The sequence below is a fragment of the Paenibacillus sp. FSL R7-0312 genome, from assembly GCF_038004445.1.
Taxonomy (GTDB): Bacteria; Bacillota; Bacilli; order Paenibacillales; family Paenibacillaceae; genus Paenibacillus_AQ.
Genome location: NZ_JBBORE010000001.1, coordinates 377,129 through 402,575 on the forward strand (window position 1 = coordinate 377,129; position 25,447 = coordinate 402,575).

The window sequence follows — 25,447 nt, forward strand, 5'->3', positions numbered from 1 at the left end:
AAGGTAATATCAAAATCTCCCATATCATTATTCTCATGATCTGCTATACCAGGCGGCTCTCCAGCGGGTAGCATAGACCCCTTCCTTCAGATAATTAAACGGTACAGCCTTCCGCCGTAATTCCGGCAAGTAGCGGATCAGATTCAAGTCTTCAATGATCCAGACTGCACCGTCCTGATCTCTGGTATCTACAAACTGCAAATTCCGGCAGTGCAAATATTCCACCAGGTTAAATCCGGGGCCGGAGTCCCCATCATCTCCCGTTTCAGCACTGTCGGCCGATAAGCCCTGCCAGTAAGGAAGCTCCAGACCCGCATCCGCTTCCAGCAAGCTAAGCTCCTGCTCCAGCACCGCCTGTCTGTCTTCTTCCCTGCTTCGCATTTCTTCCGTCCAATAGTCCGTCAAATTCGGCTGCCGGCTGATTTCCTGATAAAAGAATTCCGCCGTCTTCTCTTGCGCTTGCTCCGCAGCAATGAACCCCGCCGGCTCCGCCGCTGACCCCGGAGAGATCGAATCTTCAACACCAGGTTCCCGTATAAGCTCCTGCCATTCCCGCCGGATCTCCGCTGCCCTGTTTACGATAACCGTCTTAAGCGCAGGTTGTCCGGCATTTCCGTCATCCGCATCCGCCTCCTGCCGGTGAAGCTCACGGGGAATATCGAGCTCCTCCAGTCTGCGGAACAGCGGCTGCAGCGCCTGCTCCGGATTCCGGAAATATTCACCGCCCCGAAGCCGCACAAAACTCCAGCCAAGGCGTTCGAGTATGGCTTGCCTGTCCATATCTTCCTTAAGCTTCTCTGCCGGATGCCATTTGTCTCCGTCACATTCCACAGCCAGACGTTTCCCGCCGCCTTCAACAACCATATCAATCCGGTACGCCCCTACTTTCCATTGAGGCAATACTCTGTAGCCTTCGTCCAACACCCGCCGCATAACCTGACGCTCGAATTCGGACTCCAGCACGGGCTCCTGCTGTTTATACGCTCCATCCGCTGCATACGGATTTCTGACATATTCAATTAAACGTTTCCGCAAATCCCCTTCTTTGAGCTGGGTTGAGGAATCAAGCGAATGTACGAGCCATAACTGGTCGCGGGCGCGGCTTACAGCTACGTTATACCGTTTCTTGGTGCGGTTCCCCGGATCAGAGATGAGGCGCAAAGGCACAGCTTCCTCTGAAGCGTCCACCATAGACAAGAACACAATATCGCGTTCATCCCCCTGAAACTGGGCGGAGTTGCCGCAGCGTATCTTCCGCCGCTTGTATTCCGTTGCCGGAATATACTTCTGCAAATACTGGTCAATCAGAATGGCCTGCTCTTCGCCAAGCAGCGTAATCACGCCAAATGTAGCATCCTTGTATTCTTCCAGCTGGATTGCAGACAGAATTAGCGAAGCAATGGCCTCCGCTTCTGCCTCATTGTGCTTACTATTCCGGATCCCGCCCTGGACCCGGTATTCCACAGTATACGGTTTCGTGGTAACGCCGCCGGCATCGCGGAGCGGAAGAATGGAACCATTATAGGAGAGCAGGTTGCTGAACTGGATAATCGGCTCCACACAGCGGAAATGCTCCCGAAGCTGCGTCATGCCCGCGAATGAGGTTTTGGCTAAGTCATAGATTGAGGTGCTGCCGTCATAAAGTGCAGCATTCGGAATCCCCTCCAAATGGGCATCCATCAGTCTTCTGGTCTCATCCAGCCGCTGGCCGACGGCCTCCGGGCTTACCTGCTCATCATCACCTACCACGACAATTTGTGTACCCAGATACAGTGCTGTCAACGCCATAATATCTGCCTGGCTGGCTTCATCCACGATAACCACATCGAACCGGTTCTCCGATGGAGTGAAGCTGTCGACCACTCTGTATGTGGGCATAATCCAGACTGGAACAGCCGTCTGGCAGACCGGCATCAGCTTCCGTGCTTCGGCAAGCAGATGGGGAGCCGCTTTTCCCGTACGCTTGCCGGCTTTCATCATCAGCAGCTTCCAGCCGTGAAGAGCGTTCTGCTGCTTCAGCGTAGTTTTCCGGGCAAGTGCCAGCCAGGCCTTCTTCTCCACTAATTGAAGTGTGGCCGCTTTGAACTTTTTACGAATCTCCACCAGTTCTTCTTGAAGTTGTTGTGCCGGGATTTCCGCCCGCTGATCAAGCTCCATATCCAATTGTTTAAGCAGCCAACCCGCTTCAAGTCCATCGGGGGCCCGGTGCTCTCCGTGGATCCCGCTTCTGTCCCTGAGCGCCTCCGCCCAATCCGGAGCACTCTGCTGCAGCCGCTCCAGCCATTCTTCCCTTTGGCCGATCAGCGCGCTTTTATCCCATATTCGCCGAACTGCCTGATACGCTTGCTCATAGGACTGCGGATCCAGCCGGGCTACACTCTCCTGCAGCCGGCGGGCTATAGCGGAACGGGAATCTGCCAGCGACTCTGCAGCCCTGCCTGCTTCCGCAATCTGCTCTTTAACTGTTCTCCATTTCTCTGCATTAATAATGGAACCAATAATAGAAGGAAGCTCTTGCTCTACCAGCCCCCGCATATGAACCCAATCCATATGTTTGCCTACCGCAATAGGTTTGGCGCTCAACAGAACATTCCACAGCAGCCCCTCGCTCTCGAGGGAATGAAGCGGCGGATCAAAGCTTGTCTGCCGCCAGTCCAGCAGGCTGCGGATCTCCTGAACAATGTTATCCATGTACTCTTCGGGCTGTGGTCCGAACCGGGCCAGCTCATATCCGCCCCCGTCCGTAACCTGACGCTTCCAGCGGATGACGGACTTGGCACGCTGCGCCTGATAGGTACCGATAGTAAGCAGAGCCTCCAGGTAGGCAGCGTTGACCTCTTCAATGCCTTTGCCGGGAGGCGCAATAAGCTCGCAGGCCTTCTTCCACTGCCTCTTAAGCAACAGCTGGAACGTGCTCAGCTTCCCCCCGTCTTCCAGATACCGCTTCATCTCCTCCAGTACAGGCAGCAGCGGCTGCAGATCCGTATCGGCCAAATGTTCAAAACCATATCTGTACCGCGCAGTTCTGGCGGCCCGGTACAGCTCAAGCCACTTCTCCACTTCCTCCAGCAGATCAGTCCAATCCTTCTTCTCCGTTTCCTTGGATGAGACCAAATTCAGCTTCCAGTCCTCCTCAGTAACGGCACCAAACGCCTCACGCAGCTGCTGGAGAGCAGCGTTCAGCTTCCCGGGATGTACAGTCAGACCGGGCTTGAAGTAGGGAAGATGTCTGACGGTATCTGCAGCGGCAAGTGCCTGATATTCCATCACAAGCTCATGGAAAATTTCAGGAGTGACAGGCAGTTCTATACGATTGCGTAAGTACCGGAATTCCGCTTCATCCAGTGCGCTGATTTCCCCAGAGCTTCTATATAAATGTTCCAGCTCGTCAGGGGTAAGCGGACAAGCCTGTCCGGCCGCTATCCTTCCCGGCACCAGCTCCATCGTATCCCGGCCTGCGGAGATCATTTTGGCAGCTGCAGATGGATCGAAGGAAGTACCAAACATAACAATAGACCGGTAATCGTTCTCTCTGGAGAGCCGCAATCTGTCTTCAATGACTCTGATCTGTTCCAGAATGGATTTGCGTCCGGCAGTCAGCTGCTCTACTTCCGCTTCCGTCTGTTCAATGGATATAGAGCTTAAGGTGGAAGTAATCTTATCGATGGAGTTCTCCAGCTGCTTCTGTCCGCTGGCATCATCCAGCACACTGACACACAGATCCTGAAGCGGCATTGCCACTTTGTCACGCAGCACGGCGAGTGCCCTTGAGGTGTGACTGGTGACCAGTACGCTTTTGCCTTCCGCCAGGAAATGGCCCAGCAGATTGGCAATCGTATGCGTCTTCCCGGTACCCGGCGGGCCCTGCACCAGAACAGAACCGTATCTGCCCAGCTTAAGAGCAATATCCAGCTGCTCTGAGTTCGCTTCTTTGGTAAACAGAATCTCTTCATTCTCACCATTCACATTCAAATTCGAATACGAAAAAACCTGGGTTCCTTCCGAAGCCTCCCCCGGATCAATGCCGGTTATTCTGGCGATTGCCTGCGGGAGTTCCTCTCTGTCATTCAGATCCTGTATGATCTCTTCGAAGGCATGATCGAAACCGGCCGACCGCTTGCGCAGGAAAATAACCGGTTCTCTCCGGATATACACTGCTGCCTTGTCCTGAGCCGGTTGTGCAGATGTTCTATTATAAGGAATAAACGCTGTCTGGGCAGACAAGTATCCGGATACTTTGCGCAGATATTCATCCGTATCCGTGAAATCCAAAGGGGAGCATGCAGCCTCGAGCAAATCCGCGGTGCATTTCTTAATTGACCCCGGACTGACTTCGGGCACATCTCTGAACAAGGAGCCATGAAATTCGGGGGCGGCTTCGGAGGCTATGACTGTAAATCCGGGTCCCTCCGGATCGAAGATGAGCTCGATTCTCTGTAACAGCACCGGATGGTGAATCGTCTCCGGTGTAAGCTCCCAGTGCAGAATCCCGTCGCCGATCATCAGCTCCACAGCGTCCCGCTCACGCTCAATCCAAGAATAGAGCATGTACAAATCCTCGAACAGCTTAATCGTTCTGCGGACAGGCCACTCCCGCTTCTGCCAGGCCTCATGCTCCAGAATCCAATTCTCCCAGAGCCGCACTCTCTCTTCGTCCTGATCGAAACGTTCGACATAAGCCTCATATTCCCCGGAATCCGCAGCCTCCCGGTAGCTGTCCATGCTCTCCAGCCGTTCCGGGCGGGTATGGATCCTCTCCCAATCCGGCTTCAGCCAGCGCTGCAGCAGCTCGGGCGGCTTCGGACAGGCTGTCCGGTCAGGCCGCTTCACGCGAAGCAGAACCTCAGTCATCTCCTCGTCTATACGTTCAGAGGGACTTATCCCCTCTGTGAAATCACAGGTCACATTAGAATGAACCGGCAAATCCGCAAGGGACTGCGACCATAACTGCCCGGATATCTGCTTGATTATCGGCTGCTTCAGCTGGTGCAGAGCCTGCAGATAGGTGAATACCTGGATAAGCTTCTGTCTCGCCGCGATTCGCTGATCTTCACTAATTCCCATACAAAGCCCTTCTTCTCTGTCCTTTTCGCGACAAAGATCCTGTTTTTTGAACTAATTATAATATAATCGGCCAGGTTTAAATACCCGGATTTCTATACTCCAAAAGGAGGCGCGGATACCCGCCGCCCCTCATCCCCCTGATCTGGTTTTCATAGACATCAGGATAACTAAATCGGGATCTTTAGTTCAGCCGGCATAGCCATAATTCGCAATTGTTGTATGAAGTACAAGAATTCTACCGCTAAGCCGCCTGCAAGAGGAGAAAAATTGCCTTTTGTACAACAATTTCCGATTACGGTCGATTTAATCACTAATCAGTCCTCGTAAGCTGGGCCAAATGCCGGTATTGCCATTCACGCTCCTGCGTGACGGCGAGTTCGGCTCCGGCAGGAGCCGCTGCGGCATGTACCGCCTTGGCGGCATAGGTTGCGGCATGCACTGCATGGGTGGCAACATGCGCAGTTGACGCAGCATGTCCGGCAGCGCGGGCTGCAGCGCAAGCCTCTGCCGGACCGGCGGCACGGGCCGCCGAATGAGCGGCAAACGCAGCTTGGCGGGCTGCGGCCATCTTAAGCTCACCGCGAACCCAGGCGCGCCCTGCTTCAACCGCCTGCCGCGGCCGCTGGTCTTCCGGGCATGCTGCCTCCAGATAAGGCAGCACGCGTTCGGCGCAGTCGGCAGCCCAGAGCGCTAACACCTGATGATTACTTGCGCCTGCAAGCGCGGCGATGGACTTATCCAGCCCGCCCGCGGCCAGTTTCGTATTCACTATATTCCTCCTATGGAAGAAGGCCGGAATCTTCCAAAGATCCCGGCCCACTCAGTTGTTATGATAAGCTATCAGTTCGTGACTTGAGGAAGCTTAACCAGCACAGTATACTCCGTACCAGGTTTCAGATCCTTAAGAAGACCTGCCTCTGCTAACTGGCCGTCCAGATAGACTTCTGTCCCCTTAACCCCAGCTTCACGCTGCATCTTGATATGCAGCCCGGCACCTCTGAAGTTACGCTTAACCGTAACCTCCGGCCAATCGGAAGGGAGCTGCGGCTTCACCTGCAGTCCTTCGCGCGTGCCCTGGAGTCCAAACAGGCCATCTATCAGGCAGCGGTATACCCATGGAACGGTGCCAGTATTAAACAGATGGCTGGAGCGTCCGGCAGTCTTCGGGAATTGCTTGTAAGCACCTCGGTAATAGTTGGGGATGAAGACAGGCAATTGGCCCCGTCTGATGATATCCCCGATGTCAGGTCCCGGGAGCATTTTGCGCAGCAGACGGTAGGCCTGATCCTGCTCTCCCACCGCATACAGGCCATAGATATAGAACGCTGCGGCATGATTATAGACTGCCCCGTTCTCGGCAGTGCCCGGATGCTTCTGCGTAACCCGGCCTACATCCTCCCGCATGGCGGTATAGGAGGGTGCCAGCTTTTCTACCCCATATGGTGTCTCCAGCTGCTCCGTGACCGATTTCATCAGCTTCTCCCGCTTCTCTTCATCGGCCGCACCGCTGAGCAGCGCCCAGCCTTGCGGATTAATGAAGATCCGGCCTTCCTTATCCTCACTGATTCCGAACACGACATTGTCATCGGTGATTCCCCGCGCGTACCACTCACCATCCCAGAAATACTGATTGACGACCGCATTCGTCTCATCGGCCGCAAGGCGGAATGCCTTGCCAGCCTCCAGCCGGCCGCTGTGATCACAGATATCCGCCCAGATCATGCAGGCATATGCTGTAGCTATCGTCAGCCATCCGGATACCCCCTTGCCCCGGTAGCCTACCATATTCATCGGGTCACACCAGTCACCCTGATTGATATAATTCAGACCCCGTTCATCCCGCTCATGAATCAGCCACTGCAACGCCCGATCGATATGTTCGAAGACAGATTCGGCTTCCTCACCGCCCGCATACGGGACAATCTCTTCCAGAATGCTGTAATCATCCGTCTCATCCAGATAGGTACTGAGGCAAATGGGCAGCCAGACACAGTGATCCGTATGCGGAACCTGATTAATATATTTCAGTTCAGCGGCCTCATGCAAAATAATGCCATCCGGCATAGCTCCGCTTACCGCCTGCTGGCTTAGAGCAGTCAGGAAGGCACTTCTCGCCGTCTGCGGCTTAATATAACTCATGCCCATATTATCCTGCAGATAATTACGGGTCTGTGGGTCAGTCGTCAGGCGGTTCGTCTGCCCGTGATAGTACATCTGCCGGGGCAGCCAGTGGTTCACCAGATTATCAAGGTCCGCATCCGGAGTCGTGATCTCAATGCAGCCTCTGCCTTCGCGGATGTATTCCGCGTATTCACGTTCCGCAAGCTCAAATCCGTCTGCGCCGTTGGCATCAGCATTCAGGAACATCCGCTGGCGGATATCAGCAATCTCCTGTTCATTCCGGGCGGGTCCGAAGATGAACCGGTATTCACGATCCTCACCCGGCTCCAGGCCGATACTATACTGCAGAATGGCAACCGGTGATTCGTAGCGGGCTTCCCCTTTGGATAGCAGACTGCTTCTCAGCGCTGACGGGGAGCTAATCCCGCCTTCCCCCTCGAACGCTTCCTGATTCACCTCCCAGGATGCCGGAGCGTGATCAGCCAGCAGGAAGGTCTTGTCCTTCAGGTGTTTGATCCTGTCATATTCCTGATATTTCTGATATGGCGTAACGGCTGTAGCTACGACCCCTTGCAGAGCCTCCTTATACTCGCCGGACTGGTTCATCCATGACATGTAGCCGATGGTGAAGTAGGGATAAATGCTTATTTTCCGTGGAGCTGAAGACAGATTGGTTACCTTCACCCGCCACAGCTCCATCGGCTCATCCTTGGGCAGGCTCAGCGTCATCTCGATGGCGATACCAATCTTCTCAATTTTCCACACAATATTATGTTTGCCTACAGCAAAGGTATAGTGATCAGGGGGCAAGCGGACGGGCTCATACGGGGCAGAGAATATCTCACCGCTTTCCTCATCCTTCACATAGACAAACCGGCCGGGATGGTGGGCATAATAGGGCTGCTCCGGCTGCATGAAGGTCTTGGCTTCCAGGTTCGGCGCATAGGAGTACTTGGCTGGCTCGGGCTGCATGAACTGGGCTACCGCATACCCGCGGCAATTCATATGAATCATCATCCGCTCATTCCATAGAAATCCTGAAGCCTTGGGCAGAATTGTCGGACTCGACAACTCGTAATACTCGTTATCTTCAGATGCTCTTATCATTCTCATGCCTCTCTTCCAAGAATTGTTTACTGCGCTGCATGTTCTCTTAATTCAAGAATACGCTCTCATAGGTTAAGCGGCAAGTATGCGATTAGATTCATTTTCATCATTTGGGTTTGTATAGTAGAATTAGCCCAAGTGTCCAAGTATAGATGAGAGGTGTACCCGATGAAGGAACAATACCTGGCAAGACTTGAATTGTTCGCTGAAAATGCACAGAGAATCAAGAAAGAATTCCCCTGGCAAAATGCTCAGGTGAACCGCCTGGCCGCATTGCTCTACACCGTGGAGAACAAAACAGCCGATCCTGAAGCGATCCGTGCGAACCATGCGCTGATCAAGGAGAACACCCGGATGTTCTCTTCCTTCCGCGGGACTTCCGCCATCAGTATTGCTACCCTGCTCTCTCTTAGTGCTAAACCGGAGCAGCAGCTTGCCGAAACGCTGGCCGTCTATGATCTGATGAAGGATGTCAAATTCAGAGCTTCTGACTATCTCGTTATTGCCGCCTATCAGATTGCTGCCCATACTACATCCGAGCAATATGTCCAGGTGATCGAACGCACGAAGGCATTCTTCGATGGCATGAGAGCGAAGCATCCTTTCCTGACTGGACAGGATGACTATATCTTCGCTGCCATGCTTGGAATTTCCACTATCGGAATCGAGCACGGAGTAGAGCGCCTGGAACAGCTCTATGTTGCTCTTAAGCCTGAGTTTTTCTCCGGCAACAGCGTTCAGGCGCTGACACAGGTAATGCTGCTTGGGGAGGAAGATGGCGGATCTGCAGAACGGGTGCTCAGCCTGCGCGAGGCCTTCCGTGCACAGGACATCCGGATGGACAAGGAATATACACTACCTTCGCTTGGCATCCTGTCGCTGCTCCCCTATGAACAGAAAGAGCTAGTAAGCGATGTCTCAGAGACGTATGAGTTACTGCGTACCCGGAAGGGCTTCGGGAACTGGTCGATTAACAAGCAGGAGCTACTCCTGCTGTCTGCGGCACTGGTGTCCTATACGTATATAGACGACGTGAAAAGCGGCATTATCACTTCCGCGTTATCCACCAGCATTACCAACATCATCATTGCCCAGCAGACGGCAATTGCGGTTGCAGCCGCAACATCCGCTGCTGCGGCCTCGTCTTCTTCGAATTAGATTTATAGGCCTGCCGTGTGTGGCAGAGACCGGTTCTGTGTAGACCGCTATAGTGTTTACTTATAGATTTACATTAAAAGAGCCCGTACCCAGATGATGATCAGGGACCGGCTCTTTTTTATAATACCTATTCCTGCGGAAGTTCGGTTGATTGTAACAAGAAAATTAGCTGTAAACCTATACATTTTGATTCATAGTGTTATAATCACTTTGATTTATTCACAAGAAAATAAGAAAACAGAAGCAGGTGATCAGATGTTTGAACTTAAATGGCTGTGGCAAAACCTCGAGGGCAACCGGGCACGGTATATCATGGCGCTTTGTCTCTCGGTAGTGGGCTCGAGTCTTACGATAGTGAACCCGTACCTCAGCCAGCGTATCGTCGATACGTTTATAGCCGGCGACCACGCAGGGCAGAATCTTGCTACAGAAAGGGGACTGCTCATTGCGCTCTGCCTGGGCATGATCGGCTTTTCCCTGCTGCGCACAGGTCTGGCTTATCTTACAACCATGCAGTACGAAATATCCTCCCAGAATATGATGTACAACATCCGCATTTATTTGTACAACAAGATTCAGGGGCAGGACCGGGAATATTATGACCGCAATCGTACCGGTGATCTTATGACTAAGATGACAGGCGATCTGGATATGGTCCGGCATTCGATGGCGTGGATTTTCAAGATGATCATTGAATCGCTGACGATTTTTCTGGCTGCCGTCATTTATTTCCTTACAATTGATGTCCAGCTGACGCTGTGGATGCTGATCTTGTCGCCACCGATTTTTGTCGTGGCCTTTATCTTCGCCAAACGTGTCCGTCCCATGTACATTGATCTGCGCGAGCGGCTGTCCCAGCTTAACACGACGACCCAGGAGAACATTTCAGGCAACCGTGTAGTCAAGGCTTTCGCCCGTGAAGAGTTTGAGATTGCCAAATTCACGGAGAAGAATGTCAACTACTCTGTGGCGAACAAGAAGGCGGCCCTCGTCTGGCTCGATTACTTTCCTTATCTGGAGTCCTTCGCCCAAGCCTTCAACGTCATCCTGATGCTGGCCGGCGGCTACTTCCTGATGCACGGCCGGATCACCTTTGGTGAGTTCGCAGCCTTCTCCTCGCTAATCTGGGCGGTATCCAACCCTATGCGCAATATCGGGATCATTATCAATGATATCCAGCGCTTTTTTGCCAGCTTATCCAAAATCGTCGATATCTATTATGCCCGCCCCGCTATTGTGAACGAGCATAATATCACAGAGCGCCGCCGCTATGAGGGCCGGATTGAGTTCGAGCATGTCCGGTTCAAATATGACAGCGCTACCGTGCTTGATGACCTGAGCTTTACGATTGAACCCGGTGAAACGATCGCCATTATGGGCGCGACAGGCTCAGGCAAGACATCGCTGATCAACCTCATCCCCCGGTTCTACGATGTGGCCGGAGGCCGCGTGCTGGTAGACGGCCGGGATGTCCGTGAGCTTGAGCTTGATGAACTGCGCGGGAATATCGGGATGGCTACGCAGGACGTCCTCCTGTTCTCCGATACGATTGACGGCAATATCGCCTATGGCGACCCCGATCTTACGGAGGAAGAAGCGCAGGCCTATGCCGGCCTCGCAGCAGCCCATGACTTCATCGTCAAAATGCCGGAAGGCTATGATACGGTAGTCGGCGAACGCGGTGTCGGCTTGTCCGGGGGACAGAAGCAGCGTATTGCGCTTGCCCGCGCGCTGGCGGTGCACCGCCCGATCCTAATCCTGGATGATACGACGTCTGCCGTCGATCTGGAGACGGAGGAGCATATTCAGCGGAGTCTGCGTGAGCTGGAATATCCCTGCACGAAGATTATCATTGCACAGCGGGTATCCACTACCGCCCAGGCAGACCGCATCCTGATCTTAGAGGGCGGCCGTCTGATTGAGGAAGGCACCCACGCCGAGCTGCTGGCCAAGCGGGGGTATTACTACGATGTATTCATGCTGCAGAACGAGGGCATTGGAAGGCAGGTGACCGAGAGTGGCCAGGAATAAATTCGATGTCGATGAGAATCTGGAATCGCCGTTTAATATTAAGCATTTCCGGCGGGCCATGGTCTATATCAGACGCAAGAAGAAACCGATGATTCTCGCATTCGTGCTTAGCGCACTGTCAGCGGCTATCGCCCTATCCGCCCCGCTGATTATGCAGCATGTGGTAGACGTAACCATTCCGGCAAAAGAAATGGGCGCGCTGGTTGGCTGGTCCGCGCTGATGCTGGCGACCATTGTGGTCAGCGTAATTCTGGCTACCATCCGCTCACGGATAATGACCAGTGTCGGGCAGGATATTATCTTCGATATCCGTACCGATCTGTTCAAGCATCTGCAGGATTTGCCGTTCAAATATTACGATGACCGGCCACAGGGCAAGATCCTGATCCGGGTTGTAAACTACGTTAATGCGGTGTCCGACGTGTTGTCGAACGGAATTATTAACTTTATCCTAGAAATCGTGAATCTGATCTTCATCGCTGCCTTCATGTTCGCCGTTGATGTCCGGCTCTCCTTCGTCATCCTTGCAGGATTGCCTGTATTCCTCGGTGTCATGCTGCTCATCAAAACCCGGCAGCGCCGGGCATGGCAGGCGGTATCGAACAAAAGCTCCAATCTGAACGCCTATCTGCAGGAAAGTATCAGCGGGATCGGCGTAACGCAGATGTTCTCCCGGGAACAGCGCAATGAGGGCGTCTTTACTCGCCTAGCCGGTAATTTCCGCACGGAATGGATGCGGGCGCTGCGTTACAATACGCTTATTCCGTTCACTGTCGATAACTTGTCTACCATGGTTACGGCAATGATTTTCCTGGTTGGCCTGCTGACTCTGAACCCGCAGAGCATGACGCTTGGTGTCATTCTCGCGATGAGCAGTTATGCCGCCCGCTTCTGGCAGCCGATTCTCAATCTATCCCAGCTGTACAATAACTTCATTAATGCGGTAGCTTACCTGGAGCGTATCTTCGAAACGCTGGATGAGCCGGTTACCGTCAGCGATATTCCCGGGGCGAAGGAGCTGCCGCCCGTTCAGGGCCGGGTCACCTTCGACGATGTAACCTTCGCCTACGATCCGGGGCTGAACATCCTGGAGAACATCTCCTTCGATGTCGCAGCCGGAGAGAGCATCGCCCTGGTCGGTCCGACCGGTGCAGGCAAAACTACGGTCGTCAATCTGATCTCGCGCTTCTATAACCTTACCGGCGGCAGAATCCTGATCGACGGGCAGGATATTGCCGAGATCACGCTGAAATCGCTGCGCAGCCAGATGGGCATTATGCTGCAGGACAGCTTCATCTTCTCGGGAACGATTCTGGATAATATCCGCTACGGCAGACCGGATGCCACCGAGCAAGAAGTCATCGCCGCTGCGAAGGCCGTCTGCGCCGATGATTTCATCCGTGAATTCGACCAGGGCTACCTGACGGAGGTTAATGAGCGCGGCTCCAAGCTGTCCCAGGGACAGCGGCAGCTCATCTCGTTCGCCAGAACCCTGCTGGCCAACCCGCGTATTCTCATTCTGGATGAAGCCACTTCTTCCATTGATGCGCAGACCGAGCGTCTGCTCCAGAAGGGGCTGAATGAGCTGCTCAAGGGACGTACCTCGTTCATCATCGCGCACCGGCTGTCCACCGTGAAGAACTGCGACCGCATCATGTATGTCTCGAACAAGGGTATTGCGGAAAGCGGCTCGCATGATGAGCTGATCGCCCGCCGCGGCCTCTACCACCGGCTCTATACGGCGCAGAAGATGGAAGCATAAACAGTTTCCCCACAAAGTGAGGCTCCAGCTTCGAAGCTGACTCAGGTACTTTGCGGGGACCCCAGACAGATTATTAGTTCTTACAGCACCAAAAAGCTCAAGCCTATTAACGGGCCTGAGCTTTTTTATCTTATGGTCACACCTGAATATAATCTCCCCTAAGCATACTGTATATCTCCAGATCAACAATTCCTTTGCCTGACCACAAGGCGGCTTGCCGCAGAACCCCCTCCTTGATGAACCCTGTCTTCAGGAGCACCTTCTTGGACGGTTCATTCAACAGCATGACTTCGGCCTGAATTCTGTTCACCTGAACCTCTCTGAAGATATAGTCCAGCAGGATTTCAACAGCCTTAGAGGCAATGCCTTGTCCCCAATGGGCTTCTGCCAGGAAGTAGCCGATCGTCACCATATTCACCTTCTGATTGAAATCGCAGGCTTCAATAATTCCGAGCAGACGCCCCTCCTCACCACTAGCAAAGATGCCCCACTTGATCCTTGATCTTTTGGCGTAGTCCCGTTCGAAATGTCCTATCATATTGCTGACTGTAGCCTTGTTATGCTTCGGAATGATCCCGCAATATTCAAACACCTTGTCATTGCTGTAAATATCAAATAGCCCGTCCAGATGAGTCTCCTCAATTCTGTTCAATACAAGTTCATCTGATCTTAGTACAGGAAACCGGTCAAACACAACGTCCACATTCATTCCCGCCACTCCATTCTCCGAAACTTATACGCGCTGCCTAATGGGGATATACAAATCAACCTTACACTTGCCTTGCTGATCCTTCATGGGATCATTCAGACAGAATTCAAGACACGGCCTGTCGTCCGCTTCGTACCCGCTGCGGGGTAACCACACGCTGAACATGCTGTCATACGCGAGGACCAGTTTGTCCACCGTATCATAGTATGAATACACCGCATACATGCCGCCGGACACTGTCTTGAATTCTACCTGCGGCCGGTGTGCTCCCTGCTCAAACCCTTCCGGAACTGTAACGCAGGCATCATACCGGCACGCAGACTCTTCTACGAGATCCCCGTCATCCAAAGATATTCCGATAAACTGCTGATTCCCTGCATGAAGACCGTGCTGGTCTGCCCAGCGGCTTAGCTTGTCCCATGCGCTATACGTATCCAGGTAACTTCCAATATGCCTGATATAAGCAACTTCCATCTCCGGGATCTGTCTGATTTCTACCATACTATCCCAAGCCCTCCTTAACAGCGGATTACTTCTTGCTCTATTGTAATCTGCCAGGGAAGCTGATTCTGCCTGTATATTGCTGAAGGATGATGCGAAATTGCTGTTTTTCCGGCTGCTGTTCCTGATACTGCCCGGTGTACAGCCATAATACCGTTTGAAATGGGCATTAAAGACCGATACCGATTCGAAACCACATTGACCCGCAACCTCCAGGATGGTCTTATTCGTTTCGGTCAGCAGCACCAGTGAGTGCTGTATACGCTTCCTGTTTACAAATACCATCGGAGTCACACCGACCATAGCTGTGAATATTCTGCTGAAATGAAATTTGGAGAAATGGGAGATCTCCGCCAGGGTATCGAGCTTAAGCGGCTGACTGCTGTGTTCCTCTATGTATGCAATGACCTTATCGATTCGCTCTCTATAATCAAGATTCATCGCTGAATTCCCCGCTTCATTCATGATACAATGCATTACAAATATTAGCAGATGAGGGGATGAATAATGGTTACAAATTTGTTTTTGGTAAGGCATGCGCACTCGGCTTATTCGGCCGATGAATTAAACAGACCTTTATCTGAACGTGGACAGGCAGATGCGCGGAAGGTCAGCGGACGGCTCATCCATGAGAATATTCATGTCCTGATCTCCAGTCCCTATAAACGGGCAATACAGACCATTGAAGGACTGGCCGGCCCCCTGGGCCTTGAACCTGTAATCGAAGACGATTTCAGAGAACGGTTATTGTCCGGCGGACCCGTCAGCGACTTCGGCCAGGCCATTACGAAGGTATGGGAGAATCCCTCTTTTGCCTGGGAAGGCGGAGAATCTAACCTGATTGCCCAGGACAGGGGAGTTCAGGCACTCCACAAAGTATTGCAGCAATACCAAGGCAGTAACGCGGTCATCGGGACTCACGGTAATATTATGGTCTTAATCATGAATGCGCTGGATAAGCGTTATGATTACGGCTTCTGGAAGCAGCTGGATATGCCGGATATCTATAAGCTAAGCTTCAATGGAGACACACTTACCGGCGTGCAGCGGATTTGGAACAGGACCTGACTCTGGTTAAACTGGACAGACTGCTGTCACAGCTCTATGGTATAACCAATGTAAAGGAGTGAACGCTATGGCAAGCTATGAATATTCTTCCAAACAGGAGCTGCTGGAAACGATCCACACCCTATACCTGCTCTTAGACGCCGAGTATGACGGTATAGACGATAAGTACAAGGATACGCGAATTCCTGAAGTGGATAAAACCCCCGCCGAGATCATCGCCTATCAGCTGGGATGGCTGGAGCTGGTGAGGAGCTGGGATCAGAACGAGCTGGAAGGACGGGCCTTCCTCATGCCGGATCAGGAATATAAATGGAATGAGCTGGGCGGATTATATCAGTCCTTTTACGACAAATATTCTGAGTATTCACTGGCTGAACTGCGCAGCTTATTCCGGCAATCAGAGCAGCAGTGGCTGGACTGGGTCAGCACGTTGACGGAAGAAGAGCTGTTCACCCAGGGCTCACGTAAATGGACCGGGACCAAGGAACACTGGCCCATGGCCCGGTGGATTCATATCAATTCAGCCGCTCCGTTCAAATCCTTCCGGGGGAAGATCAGAAAGTGGAAAAAACAGTTCCCCGCCGCTTTGCTAACCCACCCTTCAGGTTCACTCCCGGATCGCGATAGGGTATAACAGGACTCCGCCGGAAGCCGCTCCTTCTTTCTCACCGTTACTTTTATACGGACGCTCAGGTAAAGCTAGCTTACGAGGCTCTTACGAGGGAAGGCAGTATCCTTCATCCCTTACGCAGCACGACTTACAGTTCCTGTATGGCTTCTGTTACAGATAAATTGGGATTCCGCTGGGGGCTAATGACGGAGTAGCCCCCCTCTTTAGACAGGTCTGGCCATTTACTCACCGCGGATCACACGAAAACCCTGGTCATTCCCCCTGCTGCTCCCCTCAAACTTGCCCCGAAACGATACCTCTGTGTTATTAACGCCGCCGATCCACCCGCCGCCCTTCACCAGTCTGAGAGAGCCCCTGTTGCTGTCCGGGTCCTCGTACCAGTTCCAGCACCATTCCCTTACGTTACCTGACATGTCGTATAGCCCCAGCTCATTGGGTTTCTTGAGGCCGCTAATTTTCGTCTGGCTATGATTATTCTCGATCGCCGGCCAGTTCCAGTCCCCGGTTAAGAATTGATCTCCGGAATTTCTCCAGTACCACGCCACATCTTCTGGCTTATTGCTTCCACTATAGCTGTTGCTCTTGCTCATCTGGCCTCCGCCTGCTGCATATTCCCACTCGGCTTCTGTCGGCAAACGGTAACCGTTCACTCCTTCATTGGCCGTTACTGTCCATTTCATGAAATCCCGGTCGCTTGTATTATTCGGGTCAACAGTGTTCTTGTCTATGTTGTAATAGGGCTTCAGGCCCTCCTTGATACTCCGCTGATTACAGTACTCCACAGCATCATACCAGGTTACACTCTCTACAGGCAGATTATCCCCTTGAAACTGGGAAGGGTTATTCCCCATCACCTCCAGCCATTCTTGCTGAGTCACCTCATATTTACTGATATAAAAGTCCGGGAGGGTCACATCTGTTCCGTAATAATTGGATTTCGTGTCTACAAAGGCACCGCCCTTGACCCATACAAGGCGCTCTTCCCTGGCAGGCTTCTCCTGCGAGCAGGCACCGGCAATACCCGTTAACGCTATTAATAAGACAATCAATAGTTTTCGCATGGATATATCTCCTTTGAACCGACTTTGATTCATGATAAGCCCGGTGTTCTGGAAGATTGTTGTATAAAACACATGAATAATCCTGCCTTTATACATCAATTTCGGATTTGGACCGATAGCATGACGGAAATGTTGTATTAGGTGCAAGGATTATATTAAAGGTCTCATGTGGAGTTCAGCCCATATAGCTGGCTTATTAAGGCCGCCGGCTGTGTAACCGGCAGGCCTCAGTCCTATCAATGATCAGCCGTCTTGCTCAATAGCTAAGAACCCGGTTAGTGCCTGTCAGCCGCCTGTTACCACACCGTTACGTTAGAGCTGCCGCTGCTCTGATAGCCTTCTGTTGCAAGCACCTGATAGGACCAGCTGCTTCCCAGATTCATCCCTTTGCTCTTCCATGCGTTAACATGGTTACTGAAAGTGATAGCAGCATTGCTTCCCGTCGCTCTCTTCGACTGTCTTACACTCCAGTATTGAGGGAATGTGGCATTACCATCAATGGAAGGCGCATCGTAGCGCATAGTGGTATAGATATCATAGGTACCCCCGTCACTGTTCACAGTACCTTTATACGTTCCGGTAGGTCTGTAAGTCCCCCAGCTGTCAACAACGTAATATTCGATGAGTGAATTTCTTGTCCAGCCGTACAGGGTTAGATACCCGTTGCCGGATGGCGCCCAGACGCCTGCATTGTAGTTGACTGTTCGTGTTGGTGATCCAACGTTCCAGCCTTTACCGACCACGAAATTTCCGGTATTGGACCAGTTCACACTGTAATTCCCGCCAGTTCCGTTCGTAGCATTGACTGTACCTCCGCCATCAGTCCAGTTCTGCCAATAATCTGTCGCTGCACTTGAGGTCGCTGCAAACGCGCTGAAGCTCATTGTGGCTGCCATGAATACCGTTAGAATTTTCTTGTTTAGCTTAAACATTGAATTACCTCCTAAGAATAATTTGTGGTGTACAGCCTTTCTTCCCCGCCCTCACTTGCCCGTAGCTTCTGTTCGCAGAATCTAACTTATCCTGAGTCATCTCCCAGATATTTACTTGTCCTCCTTCACGAGTAAATTATATAAGGTAAGCGTTTACATTTCTCTCTCCAAATTAAAGGTTTAATCCCAATTTTTATAGGTCTTATGGAGGCGAGGCGGCAATGGCGTTGATTACCAGGGATGCGCCCAGCTTCTTCGCTGCGTCCAGCCAAAATCATAAGCCCTCTGCTCCTTTGCGCTATTGTTATTTTCTTGTATTCAGCTTAGATAGTCTTCTTAACAAGCAGAAACGGCTTCGCCGTCCTTATAAAGGACGGTACCGTTCCAGCGAGAAATAGAAGGATAATTTATAGCGTGAAACATATAAATTCTTATATTTCAAAAAAAGGCAATCCCAAATCCGGTTATTCAACCGTCTTCAAGATTACCCGTTGTATGTTTTACTCTATCATTTCATTCTTATCGCGCTTCTGTTGGATAAACACATACGTCTTCTCATCCGACAAGCCTTCCGCAAATGCGAAATCAAACCCGGTAAAGCCTTGGATATCCTCCACGCGGGTAATTTGCCGCTCGGCCATGTAGCGGACCATTTCACCCCTGGCCATCTTGACCAGCGTCGCCCGCTCAACCACCTTGCCGCCGATGTCCTGCCCGAACACCACACTAATCATTCGAGCGTTCTTGCCAATGTACGGGGAGATACATTTGCTGTATTCCTTGGAAGCCAGGTTCAGAATGATGTCACTCTCCGCGAACAGCTGGTCCGCCAGTCTTCTATTCCAGAACTCATAGAGAGAACTGAAGCCCTTACCACCCAGCTTAGCCTGCATCTCCAGCCTGTACGGCACAACGCCATCAAAAGGTCTGACGATTCCATAGAATCCGGATAAAATCCGCAAATGCTGCTGAAGATAATCCAGCTCCTCCGTCTGAAAGATCCCGGGCGCCATGTACTGGTACTGTATTCCCTCATATGAGAAGATAGCCGGCGTCAGATTCCTGGTGACATCCATCTCCCGGATCCGTTCCATATTCAGCGTGGCGATGGCATCATTGCATTTCCATAGCGCTTTGGCTTCTTCATAATTCAACTTGCGTAATAAGGCCAGAAGAGTCTGCGAATCGCTGATGAACTGCGGCACTTGGCGGTAATCCAAGAAATCCGTGTCCGTCTTCATCTTCTTGGCAGGCGATATAATGATTCTCATGCTGCTCCCTTTTCTACCCCCGCGGGGAAAACTAAATATACCTTTATATATACTATCATAATTCCCCCTCACAGGCTCCGGGGAAGTTATTCAAGCACAAGAGGCACAAATACAGAAGCACAGTTCGCCTGCCGGAAACGGGCGATCACATGCCTGCTCCAGTCACGCGTATACTCCGGGTGAGCATTCAGGAACAGCTCATCCAGATGATTGAACGCCACATCATACGGTATGCCCGGATTATCACCATTCACTTCGAGCTGGGTAATGTGCAGATAGATGCCTCCGGGCACCGTAATTTTTTCAACACAGTCAGGAAGTGACTCAAAGGTGCTGACTCTTGTGCCAAAACAGGAGTTATACTTCCCCTCCTCCTCACTGTTCACCGGAAAACCGTAATAATCATGCAGATAATATTTAGCCGCCTCAGTGGCGAATACCTGGTCCTGCACGCCGAAATATTTCGTGATCACAAACTCCTCATCATCCGGCAGCGTCATGCTGCAGGCGATCTTCATCTCCGGCAATGTCACCGCCTTGAATCGCATAGAGTCAAACCGATCCGCATCATTTTCCGGAATTCTAACGGGTTCGTATTTGGTGAGAATATCCCCTGAGTCGTCATATGTATTGAAGCTAAGACCGGAAGGGTTATAGACGTAGTTGGTGTCATTACGGAATTGGCCGATAAAATATTCATCTGCATGCATCCGCTCATTGTAGCCGATCCGTCCAGCCTCCTTAGTCTCGTTGATCAGAACTTTAGCATAGCGGCAAGCAGGCACTGTAAGCGTCTCCGTATATTCCGGCAAATGGGCGGGCAACCCGTCGAAGCTGCTTACCTCATAACCCACAATGACTTTATAATTGCCGTCACCCTGCACCTCTGATCGTACGGTAACAACCTCTTTGCCTTTGACTTGCCGGCTGATGAGACCAGAGAGGAGCGCGATATCGCCTTCTGAAGTCAGCTTCTTGGTATAAAAGTAATCATTCAACGTACAGCTCGCATGCTCAAAACCATAGAAACCGCCATACCCCCGGCTCTCATACGAAACCGGCAGCGCGATACCCACCACTTTCATCTCCGGCCGGTCCACAATACTGCACAGCTCCGTAATCTGTTCTACATGAATCTCACTTGGAATTCCCATCTGCTTCATCTCCTCCACCATTCTCAGGATTACCGGCTTCACACGGGGGCTGTAGTCTTCGGGCGTTTGCTGCGGCAGTGCTTGTTTTCTTAGATTCATTATGTGTGCTCCTTTCCTGTATAGATTTAGTTTATAGATGACCGCATGCTAAATATTATCCGTTCTTAACATCTTTCAGCCTGATCCACACTCTCATTGTGATAGCATCCGGGTCAGCCTTACCTCCGGTCTCATAGGTTGTAAAAGCTGGCAGATCGTCCTTACTCCATCCGTTCTCCTGTACCCATGTATCCAAAAGAGCAATAAACACTCCGCGGTCACTACAGCTGCCGCTCTCAAGCCTCGCATACCGGCCTGCGGCAATCCGCAGTATTTCAAGCCCGCTATTTATGGGAAGCTCTATCGCCTGTTCCAGCCGCACTCCGCAGGTGTAGCTTAAGCCGTTTTGGGCTACATAGAATTCCCTTACTGTGCTTATCGCCTCAGGGGTATGCCGGGAAACATAGTTCATCACCGCAGCAGATGCCTCTTCCTCTGCCTGCCCCCCTTCCCGGGACGATACCAGAAACTCTAAGCCTGCACAGAAATTCACACTGATCTTGTCATAATCCGTCCGCCTCTTCACCGGCAAATACAGAATCAGCTTCCTCACTTGCCCGCTTTTGCAGATGTATTCTTCGAAATAACGCCCGTCATCCTGCACGAACATACTGGTCCGCAGCCACTTCAGATAGAGATAATCCCACGCCAGCCCGATCTCGGTCTCAGCGTTCCTAACGGTTGTCTTCGCGAAGGTTAAACTGAATTCTTGAGCCACCTTTATTCCCTGAATAGTGCTGTCTGCAAGTCTGTCTAGCAAATCCGTACCATACTCCACAGCGAGCTCATAACAGAATAAGCCGTCCCGCTGCTGCCCGTCTCTGCCGAAGATTCTGCCCTGGTATTCAGGTAAAAAGGAACGCAGTGCAGCCAACGCTTGCTGTTCAATGCCATGCTGGTTGGGATCATAGAATTGTATGTGTATAGTCTTGGGGATCGTTTCAGCGGTGACGCTTACCTGCCGGATGGCTTCACTGTCGAATCTGGGGAAGAAGTAGCAGGCTTCACTCTTCTGGTAGTCTAGCGGTGTCATGTGGGTTGCAGATTTCACATATTTGCACAAAGCCTGCTGGGAGCTAAAGCCGCAGGAGTAGGCAATCTCAGCAAGCGGTCTCTGCGAAGCTCTGATCAATCCAAGCGCGCCTGACAGCCTGCGCTTGCGTATGTATTCTTTTACCGAGTGTCCGGTATAGGTATAGAAGTCTCGATACAGCTGCATCAGCGAGGTGTACCCGGCCTGCGCAGCTTGTCCGAGGTTGATGTCTTCGTATAAATGTTCCTCTATGAAGGCTATGGATTGCTTGAAGCGGGCGGATTTGTCCATGGAATGTCCTCCGGGAGCTTGTCGCTGAAAGCTTCAGCATCTTTGCTTTGTAATTCCACAGATGTTAAGGAACTCCTTCTAGTGACACAATTTTTCGCATACACTGGGCCCGGTTAACACCTCACACCACACAAAAAAAGCGCAAGTCCGGCATAATACCCCAGGCTTGAGCTTTTCATTATTCCTATTCCCCAATAGTCCGAATAATCGTATCGAACGGTTCTACTTCCAGCGTCTGCGGTCCATACTCCGTCTCGATCGTAGTCTTTTGCAGCTGGTCGCTGTTATTGATCACGACGAGCATCTTGCTCTCCGGATAATACGCGCACTCGGTATACAGGTTATCCGGAATATACTTCGTTTCCTGTAGCTCCTTACCGGCATAGCGGATCAGGTTTAGCAGCAGGCGGGTATTCTCCCAGCCGAATTCGAAGGAAGGCAGATAGATTCCTTTTCCAATGCCGAAGTTATTCGTAGACAGTGTGATTTTGCCGTCTGCCTCACTGATCACCGCAGCGGAACCATCCGTAAGATGGATGCCATTCTTCGGTGTAATGCTGGCGCCATCAGGCACAAGACCTTGCTCAGCTTGAACCTCATATGTCCATTTGCCATGTGCTACCCGCGCACCCGTGTCCTCATCCACACCTAGAACATGCGCCATTCTGAAGTAACAGTCGTAACCCTCAACCGCTGAAGGCTGGTTAACTCCGATAAAGGTACCGCCCCCATAGACCCATTCAGTCAGAACGTCCACACACTTATTGTCCTTCCAGTAGTCCCCGCCGCTCCAGGCTGTACCGGCGCTGCCTGCATTAATCACCACATCCACATGCTGCAGCACGCCCTGGCGGATATCCTCGAAATCAATGAACTTCACCTCAACCGGCAAGCCGGACAAGGCTTCATTAATGTGAATCAGATCATGCATATCCGTCTCATGGAAGTGGCCGGACAAGGTCCAAGATCTCAGCTTGCCCCAGCTGTGCAGAATAGCAACCTTGGTCTTGATATGATAAGGCTTGCCTTGCTGATGCAGCTCTTTAATCTCTCTGAATTCATTCGCAATCTTCTCGATATAATCACAGAAATCCGGGTAAGGCTCAACCAGATGCAGATATCCGCCCAGGCCAATCCGGTCAATCGGCTCACGCAGGAGGGCTCGCCGGATGTTGATCCAGTATTTTTTGGCATCCAGTGTCGGATTCCCCCCTTCCATGAAGGTAGGCGTGCCGCCTAAACCCACCGGGAACAAGTACGGATGCAGCCGGATCTCATGCGTATCCACTTTCACCCCTGAACAGAGCCTTGCTTCATAACCCGAGAACACGCATTTGATCATTCCGTCGAAACCAAACTCACCGAAGCGGTCATTGTAAGGCTCTGCGCCAACCCAGCTGTCATCGTAGAAGACATACGCCAGCTTGTCATGCTTATGTACAATCTCAATTAGCTGCTTGCCGAATCCGATCACGAAATCATTGATAAAAGCCATATAGTCGAGCTTACGCTGCTCCGCAGGGATATGGCTGACGCGGTATTTGCCGCCGTTCACGAAATCTTCTGCCGTCAGCGGATAGCCGTATTTCTGGGCGAACAGATCCAGACCTCTGGCACTCACCGTGAAATCGTATGAACCCCAGTCTGAGAACAGATGGCGGTTACGCTCACTGCTGCCCCAGATCCAGGCGAAATTATAGAAAAGAGAAGTAAAGCGGACAACCGTTGTTTCCTTGTGCTGTTCGCACCAGTCCTCCATCCAATCCAGCAGGTATTTCTGCGTGTCTCGATACATAGGATCAATCTGCATCAGATGCTCTTTATTCCAGTTATTCGTGGTGTGATTGTACATGGAGATCTCTTCCCAGATCCGGTAGGCCAGAAAGCTGACGGTGTATTTATGCCAGGGTATGATTCCGGTAAGCACCACATTGCCTGATTCCCGGTCGTAATTCCACTGCTCTCTCGGTACTTCTTCACCAGTCGTCCGGTCATACACCTGCCAGTACTTATACGCCTCACGGGAATCGTTCACCCTGAATTGTGCAGCGAAGAAATCCTCCATCAGGTAGACCCACAAATAATCCTGCACAGCCACCTTCGGATTCGTAATGAGGAAGCTCTGCTGCAGCTTATCCGGATTCTGCGATGCCCATTCGTTATGATCCCGAATGATACAGATCGTCGAGTAAATGCCGTATCCGGCATGGATAATCTCATCCGACAACTGCGTACCGTCACTGTCACGGATGACATCCGCACCCCAGCGTTCAGCAAGCTCCAGCGTCAGCGCTTCGTAACCGGATTCTCCCGGCAGTGTGAAAGCGCCTGTTGATGGTTTGGACAATTCGGTTCCCTCCTATTTAAGCATATCGGACAGGAAAGCAAGTGCTAAGCCCTGGCCCCAGCCTTGAATCCAGTCTTTTGGAATATTGCGGTACCCTTCCCGGTCCTTCATTACGGCTGTGCCGCCCGATACGCCCAGTACACGTCCGTCTTCGCTGATGTTTGCAAGAATGCCCTTTAGCGCTTTTTGCACATATTTGGTGTGCAGCGGATTGCCGTTATTAATCATTGCTGCTGCAATTCCGCAGGATGCCGATACTTCTTCATAAGATTCCTCGTCATCCAGCACCGTCCGCCACAAGCCGTTCTCCGTCTGGACAAGCTTCAGCGCCGCCAGCTGATCACGGAGCGAGCATTCCACGTCCATACACTGCGGATACAAATACCAGTCTTTGAGCAGCGGCTTCACCTGCGACATCGTATACGCACCCCAGGCATTCGCTCTGCCCCAGTATAATCCGGACATATGATCCTGCTTCACATGGTTGTAGCCATGGAACCAGAAGCCGGTGCCAGGGTCCTGCAGATACTTGATATGCCAGTAGTATTGGTTGAGGGCATCCTGGATCAGCTCCTGATCCTTCAGCTTACTGCCCACACGCAGCAGGAAAAATGCCGCCATAAACAGCGTATCCGCCCAAGCCTGCTCCGGAAAATCATTAGAAATTGATACCGTATGCTGCAGCACATTGTCTCCGAACCGCAGCGCATTCTTACGGATGTACTCCACCTTGCTCATGGCAATATCCCAATATTTCTGCTCTCCAGTCGCTTCATATAAGGTGATCAGCATGTGGCCCATGGCACAGGTGTTGACCGTCCAGTCCGGCAGCCCCAGCTCAATATATTCATCCACCCACTGCACAAGCCTGTCCATATACTCTTTGTTACCCGTAGTCTGGTAAGCTCTTGATACCCCGTAATATGCTACGCCGCAAGGCCATTCCCAGGTTAAATCCATCGCCAGTGTCTTTTGGGTGATCTTGTCGATAATACTCAGAATCTCTTCCCCGTTGAAATCCACTTGAATCATCTCCATACCCCTCTCTTGTCTCACGCACCTCAAGAGCGCTTACTAAGCGTCTCATTTGCAAGCGCTTTACATACT

General features: G+C 51.7%; 17 protein-coding genes. 5 read left to right on the plus strand and 12 right to left on the minus strand.

What is annotated here, in order from left to right; genetic code table 11:
• Positions 1-33: 33 nt before the first annotated feature.
• The 3 genes from MKX70_RS01675 to MKX70_RS01685 all read right to left on the minus strand — a co-directional run bounded on the left by MKX70_RS01675 (position 34) and on the right by MKX70_RS01685 (position 8,292).
• On the minus strand, positions 34-5,064 hold the full coding sequence (locus MKX70_RS01675; protein WP_340839418.1) for an AAA domain-containing protein: 5,031 nt from the start codon (positions 5,062-5,064) through the stop codon (positions 34-36).
• Between the two features lie 310 nt (positions 5,065-5,374).
• On the minus strand, positions 5,375-5,833 hold the full coding sequence (locus MKX70_RS01680; protein ID WP_340839419.1) for a putative immunity protein: 459 nt from the start codon (positions 5,831-5,833) through the stop codon (positions 5,375-5,377).
• A 71-nt stretch (positions 5,834-5,904) separates the two neighbouring features.
• Entirely contained in the window at positions 5,905-8,292 is a 2,388-nt protein-coding gene (locus tag MKX70_RS01685; protein WP_340839420.1) for a GH36-type glycosyl hydrolase domain-containing protein, read from the minus strand.
• A 168-nt stretch (positions 8,293-8,460) separates the two neighbouring features.
• Here MKX70_RS01685 and MKX70_RS01690 point away from each other — a divergent pair, with 168 nt between their 5' ends.
• The 3 genes from MKX70_RS01690 to MKX70_RS01700 all read left to right on the plus strand — a co-directional run bounded on the left by MKX70_RS01690 (position 8,461) and on the right by MKX70_RS01700 (position 13,243).
• On the plus strand, positions 8,461-9,450 hold the full coding sequence (locus MKX70_RS01690) for a DUF4003 family protein (RefSeq protein ID WP_042232608.1): 990 nt from the start codon (positions 8,461-8,463) through the stop codon (positions 9,448-9,450).
• 255 nt (positions 9,451-9,705) lie between these two features.
• The gene (locus MKX70_RS01695) at positions 9,706-11,481 is read left to right on the plus strand and encodes an ABC transporter ATP-binding protein (protein WP_340780974.1); all 1,776 of its coding nucleotides are present in this window, start codon (positions 9,706-9,708) and stop codon (positions 11,479-11,481) included.
• Positions 11,468-13,243, plus strand: coding sequence for an ABC transporter ATP-binding protein (locus tag MKX70_RS01700; protein WP_340780975.1), 1,776 nt, complete (start codon positions 11,468-11,470; stop codon positions 13,241-13,243). The genes MKX70_RS01695 and MKX70_RS01700 overlap by 14 nt, the downstream gene beginning before the upstream one ends.
• Positions 13,244-13,379: 136 nt before the next feature.
• Here the strand turns inward: MKX70_RS01700 and MKX70_RS01705 are convergent, their stop codons facing one another.
• Positions 13,380-13,952, minus strand: coding sequence for a GNAT family N-acetyltransferase (locus MKX70_RS01705; protein ID WP_042232602.1), 573 nt, complete (start codon positions 13,950-13,952; stop codon positions 13,380-13,382).
• A gap of 24 nt (positions 13,953-13,976) precedes the next feature.
• A complete protein-coding gene (locus MKX70_RS01710) occupies positions 13,977-14,894 on the minus strand; it encodes an AraC family transcriptional regulator (RefSeq protein WP_340839421.1) in 918 nt (305 codons plus the stop codon).
• 66 nt (positions 14,895-14,960) lie between these two features.
• Between MKX70_RS01710 and MKX70_RS01715 the strand changes: the two genes are divergently transcribed.
• Together MKX70_RS01715 and MKX70_RS01720 are read left to right on the plus strand one after the other, a co-directional pair.
• A complete protein-coding gene (locus MKX70_RS01715) occupies positions 14,961-15,521 on the plus strand; it encodes a histidine phosphatase family protein (protein ID WP_042232599.1) in 561 nt (186 codons plus the stop codon).
• 67 nt (positions 15,522-15,588) lie between these two features.
• On the plus strand, positions 15,589-16,155 hold the full coding sequence (locus MKX70_RS01720; RefSeq protein ID WP_340780977.1) for a ClbS/DfsB family four-helix bundle protein: 567 nt from the start codon (positions 15,589-15,591) through the stop codon (positions 16,153-16,155).
• A 218-nt stretch (positions 16,156-16,373) separates the two neighbouring features.
• On the opposite strand, the gene MKX70_RS01725 is transcribed toward MKX70_RS01720, so the two are convergent.
• From MKX70_RS01725 to MKX70_RS01755, 7 genes are all read right to left on the minus strand, one after another.
• Positions 16,374-17,213, minus strand: a complete 840-nt coding sequence (locus tag MKX70_RS01725) for a formylglycine-generating enzyme family protein (RefSeq protein WP_340839422.1) — start codon at positions 17,211-17,213, stop codon at positions 16,374-16,376.
• Between the two features lie 296 nt (positions 17,214-17,509).
• Positions 17,510-18,145: a glycoside hydrolase family 11 protein gene (locus MKX70_RS01730; RefSeq protein WP_042232594.1), complete on the minus strand. Its 636-nt coding sequence runs from the start codon at positions 18,143-18,145 to the stop codon at positions 17,510-17,512.
• 500 nt (positions 18,146-18,645) lie between these two features.
• Positions 18,646-19,416, minus strand: coding sequence for a peroxide stress protein YaaA (gene yaaA, locus MKX70_RS01735; protein WP_340839423.1), 771 nt, complete (start codon positions 19,414-19,416; stop codon positions 18,646-18,648).
• Between the two features lie 86 nt (positions 19,417-19,502).
• On the minus strand, positions 19,503-20,669 hold the full coding sequence (locus MKX70_RS01740) for a GyrI-like domain-containing protein (RefSeq protein ID WP_340839424.1): 1,167 nt from the start codon (positions 20,667-20,669) through the stop codon (positions 19,503-19,505).
• Between the two features lie 55 nt (positions 20,670-20,724).
• Positions 20,725-21,993 (minus strand): AraC family transcriptional regulator, encoded by a 1,269-nt coding sequence (locus MKX70_RS01745; protein WP_340839426.1) that lies wholly within the window; start codon positions 21,991-21,993, stop codon positions 20,725-20,727.
• Positions 21,994-22,177: 184 nt separating this feature from the next.
• Positions 22,178-24,340 (minus strand): 1,3-beta-galactosyl-N-acetylhexosamine phosphorylase, encoded by a 2,163-nt coding sequence (gene gnpA / locus MKX70_RS01750; protein WP_340839427.1) that lies wholly within the window; start codon positions 24,338-24,340, stop codon positions 22,178-22,180.
• A 12-nt stretch (positions 24,341-24,352) separates the two neighbouring features.
• The gene (locus MKX70_RS01755) at positions 24,353-25,372 is read right to left on the minus strand and encodes a glycoside hydrolase family 88/105 protein (RefSeq protein WP_340839428.1); all 1,020 of its coding nucleotides are present in this window, start codon (positions 25,370-25,372) and stop codon (positions 24,353-24,355) included.
• Positions 25,373-25,447: the final 75 nt, after the last annotated feature.

What these genes read in the sequence shown, in the direction of transcription:
- MKX70_RS01755 (WP_340839428.1), bottom strand. Translation starts at nt 25,372, where the DNA reads ATGATTCAAGTGGATTTCAACGGGGAAGAGATTCTGAGTATTATCGAC.
- yaaA (WP_340839423.1), bottom strand. Translation starts at nt 19,416, where the DNA reads ATGAGAATCATTATATCGCCTGCCAAGAAGATGAAGACGGACACGGAT.
- MKX70_RS01690 (WP_042232608.1), top strand. Translation starts at nt 8,461, where the DNA reads ATGAAGGAACAATACCTGGCAAGACTTGAATTGTTCGCTGAAAATGCA.
- MKX70_RS01725 (WP_340839422.1), bottom strand. Translation starts at nt 17,213, where the DNA reads ATGCGAAAACTATTGATTGTCTTATTAATAGCGTTAACGGGTATTGCC.
- MKX70_RS01695 (WP_340780974.1), top strand. Translation starts at nt 9,706, where the DNA reads ATGTTTGAACTTAAATGGCTGTGGCAAAACCTCGAGGGCAACCGGGCA.
- MKX70_RS01720 (WP_340780977.1), top strand. Translation starts at nt 15,589, where the DNA reads ATGGCAAGCTATGAATATTCTTCCAAACAGGAGCTGCTGGAAACGATC.
- MKX70_RS01685 (WP_340839420.1), bottom strand. Translation starts at nt 8,292, where the DNA reads ATGATAAGAGCATCTGAAGATAACGAGTATTACGAGTTGTCGAGTCCG.
- MKX70_RS01675 (WP_340839418.1), bottom strand. Translation starts at nt 5,064, where the DNA reads ATGGGAATTAGTGAAGATCAGCGAATCGCGGCGAGACAGAAGCTTATC.
- MKX70_RS01715 (WP_042232599.1), top strand. Translation starts at nt 14,961, where the DNA reads ATGGTTACAAATTTGTTTTTGGTAAGGCATGCGCACTCGGCTTATTCG.
- MKX70_RS01740 (WP_340839424.1), bottom strand. Translation starts at nt 20,669, where the DNA reads ATGAATCTAAGAAAACAAGCACTGCCGCAGCAAACGCCCGAAGACTAC.
- MKX70_RS01745 (WP_340839426.1), bottom strand. Translation starts at nt 21,993, where the DNA reads ATGGACAAATCCGCCCGCTTCAAGCAATCCATAGCCTTCATAGAGGAA.
- MKX70_RS01705 (WP_042232602.1), bottom strand. Translation starts at nt 13,952, where the DNA reads ATGAATGTGGACGTTGTGTTTGACCGGTTTCCTGTACTAAGATCAGAT.
- MKX70_RS01730 (WP_042232594.1), bottom strand. Translation starts at nt 18,145, where the DNA reads ATGTTTAAGCTAAACAAGAAAATTCTAACGGTATTCATGGCAGCCACA.
- MKX70_RS01710 (WP_340839421.1), bottom strand. Translation starts at nt 14,894, where the DNA reads ATGAATCTTGATTATAGAGAGCGAATCGATAAGGTCATTGCATACATA.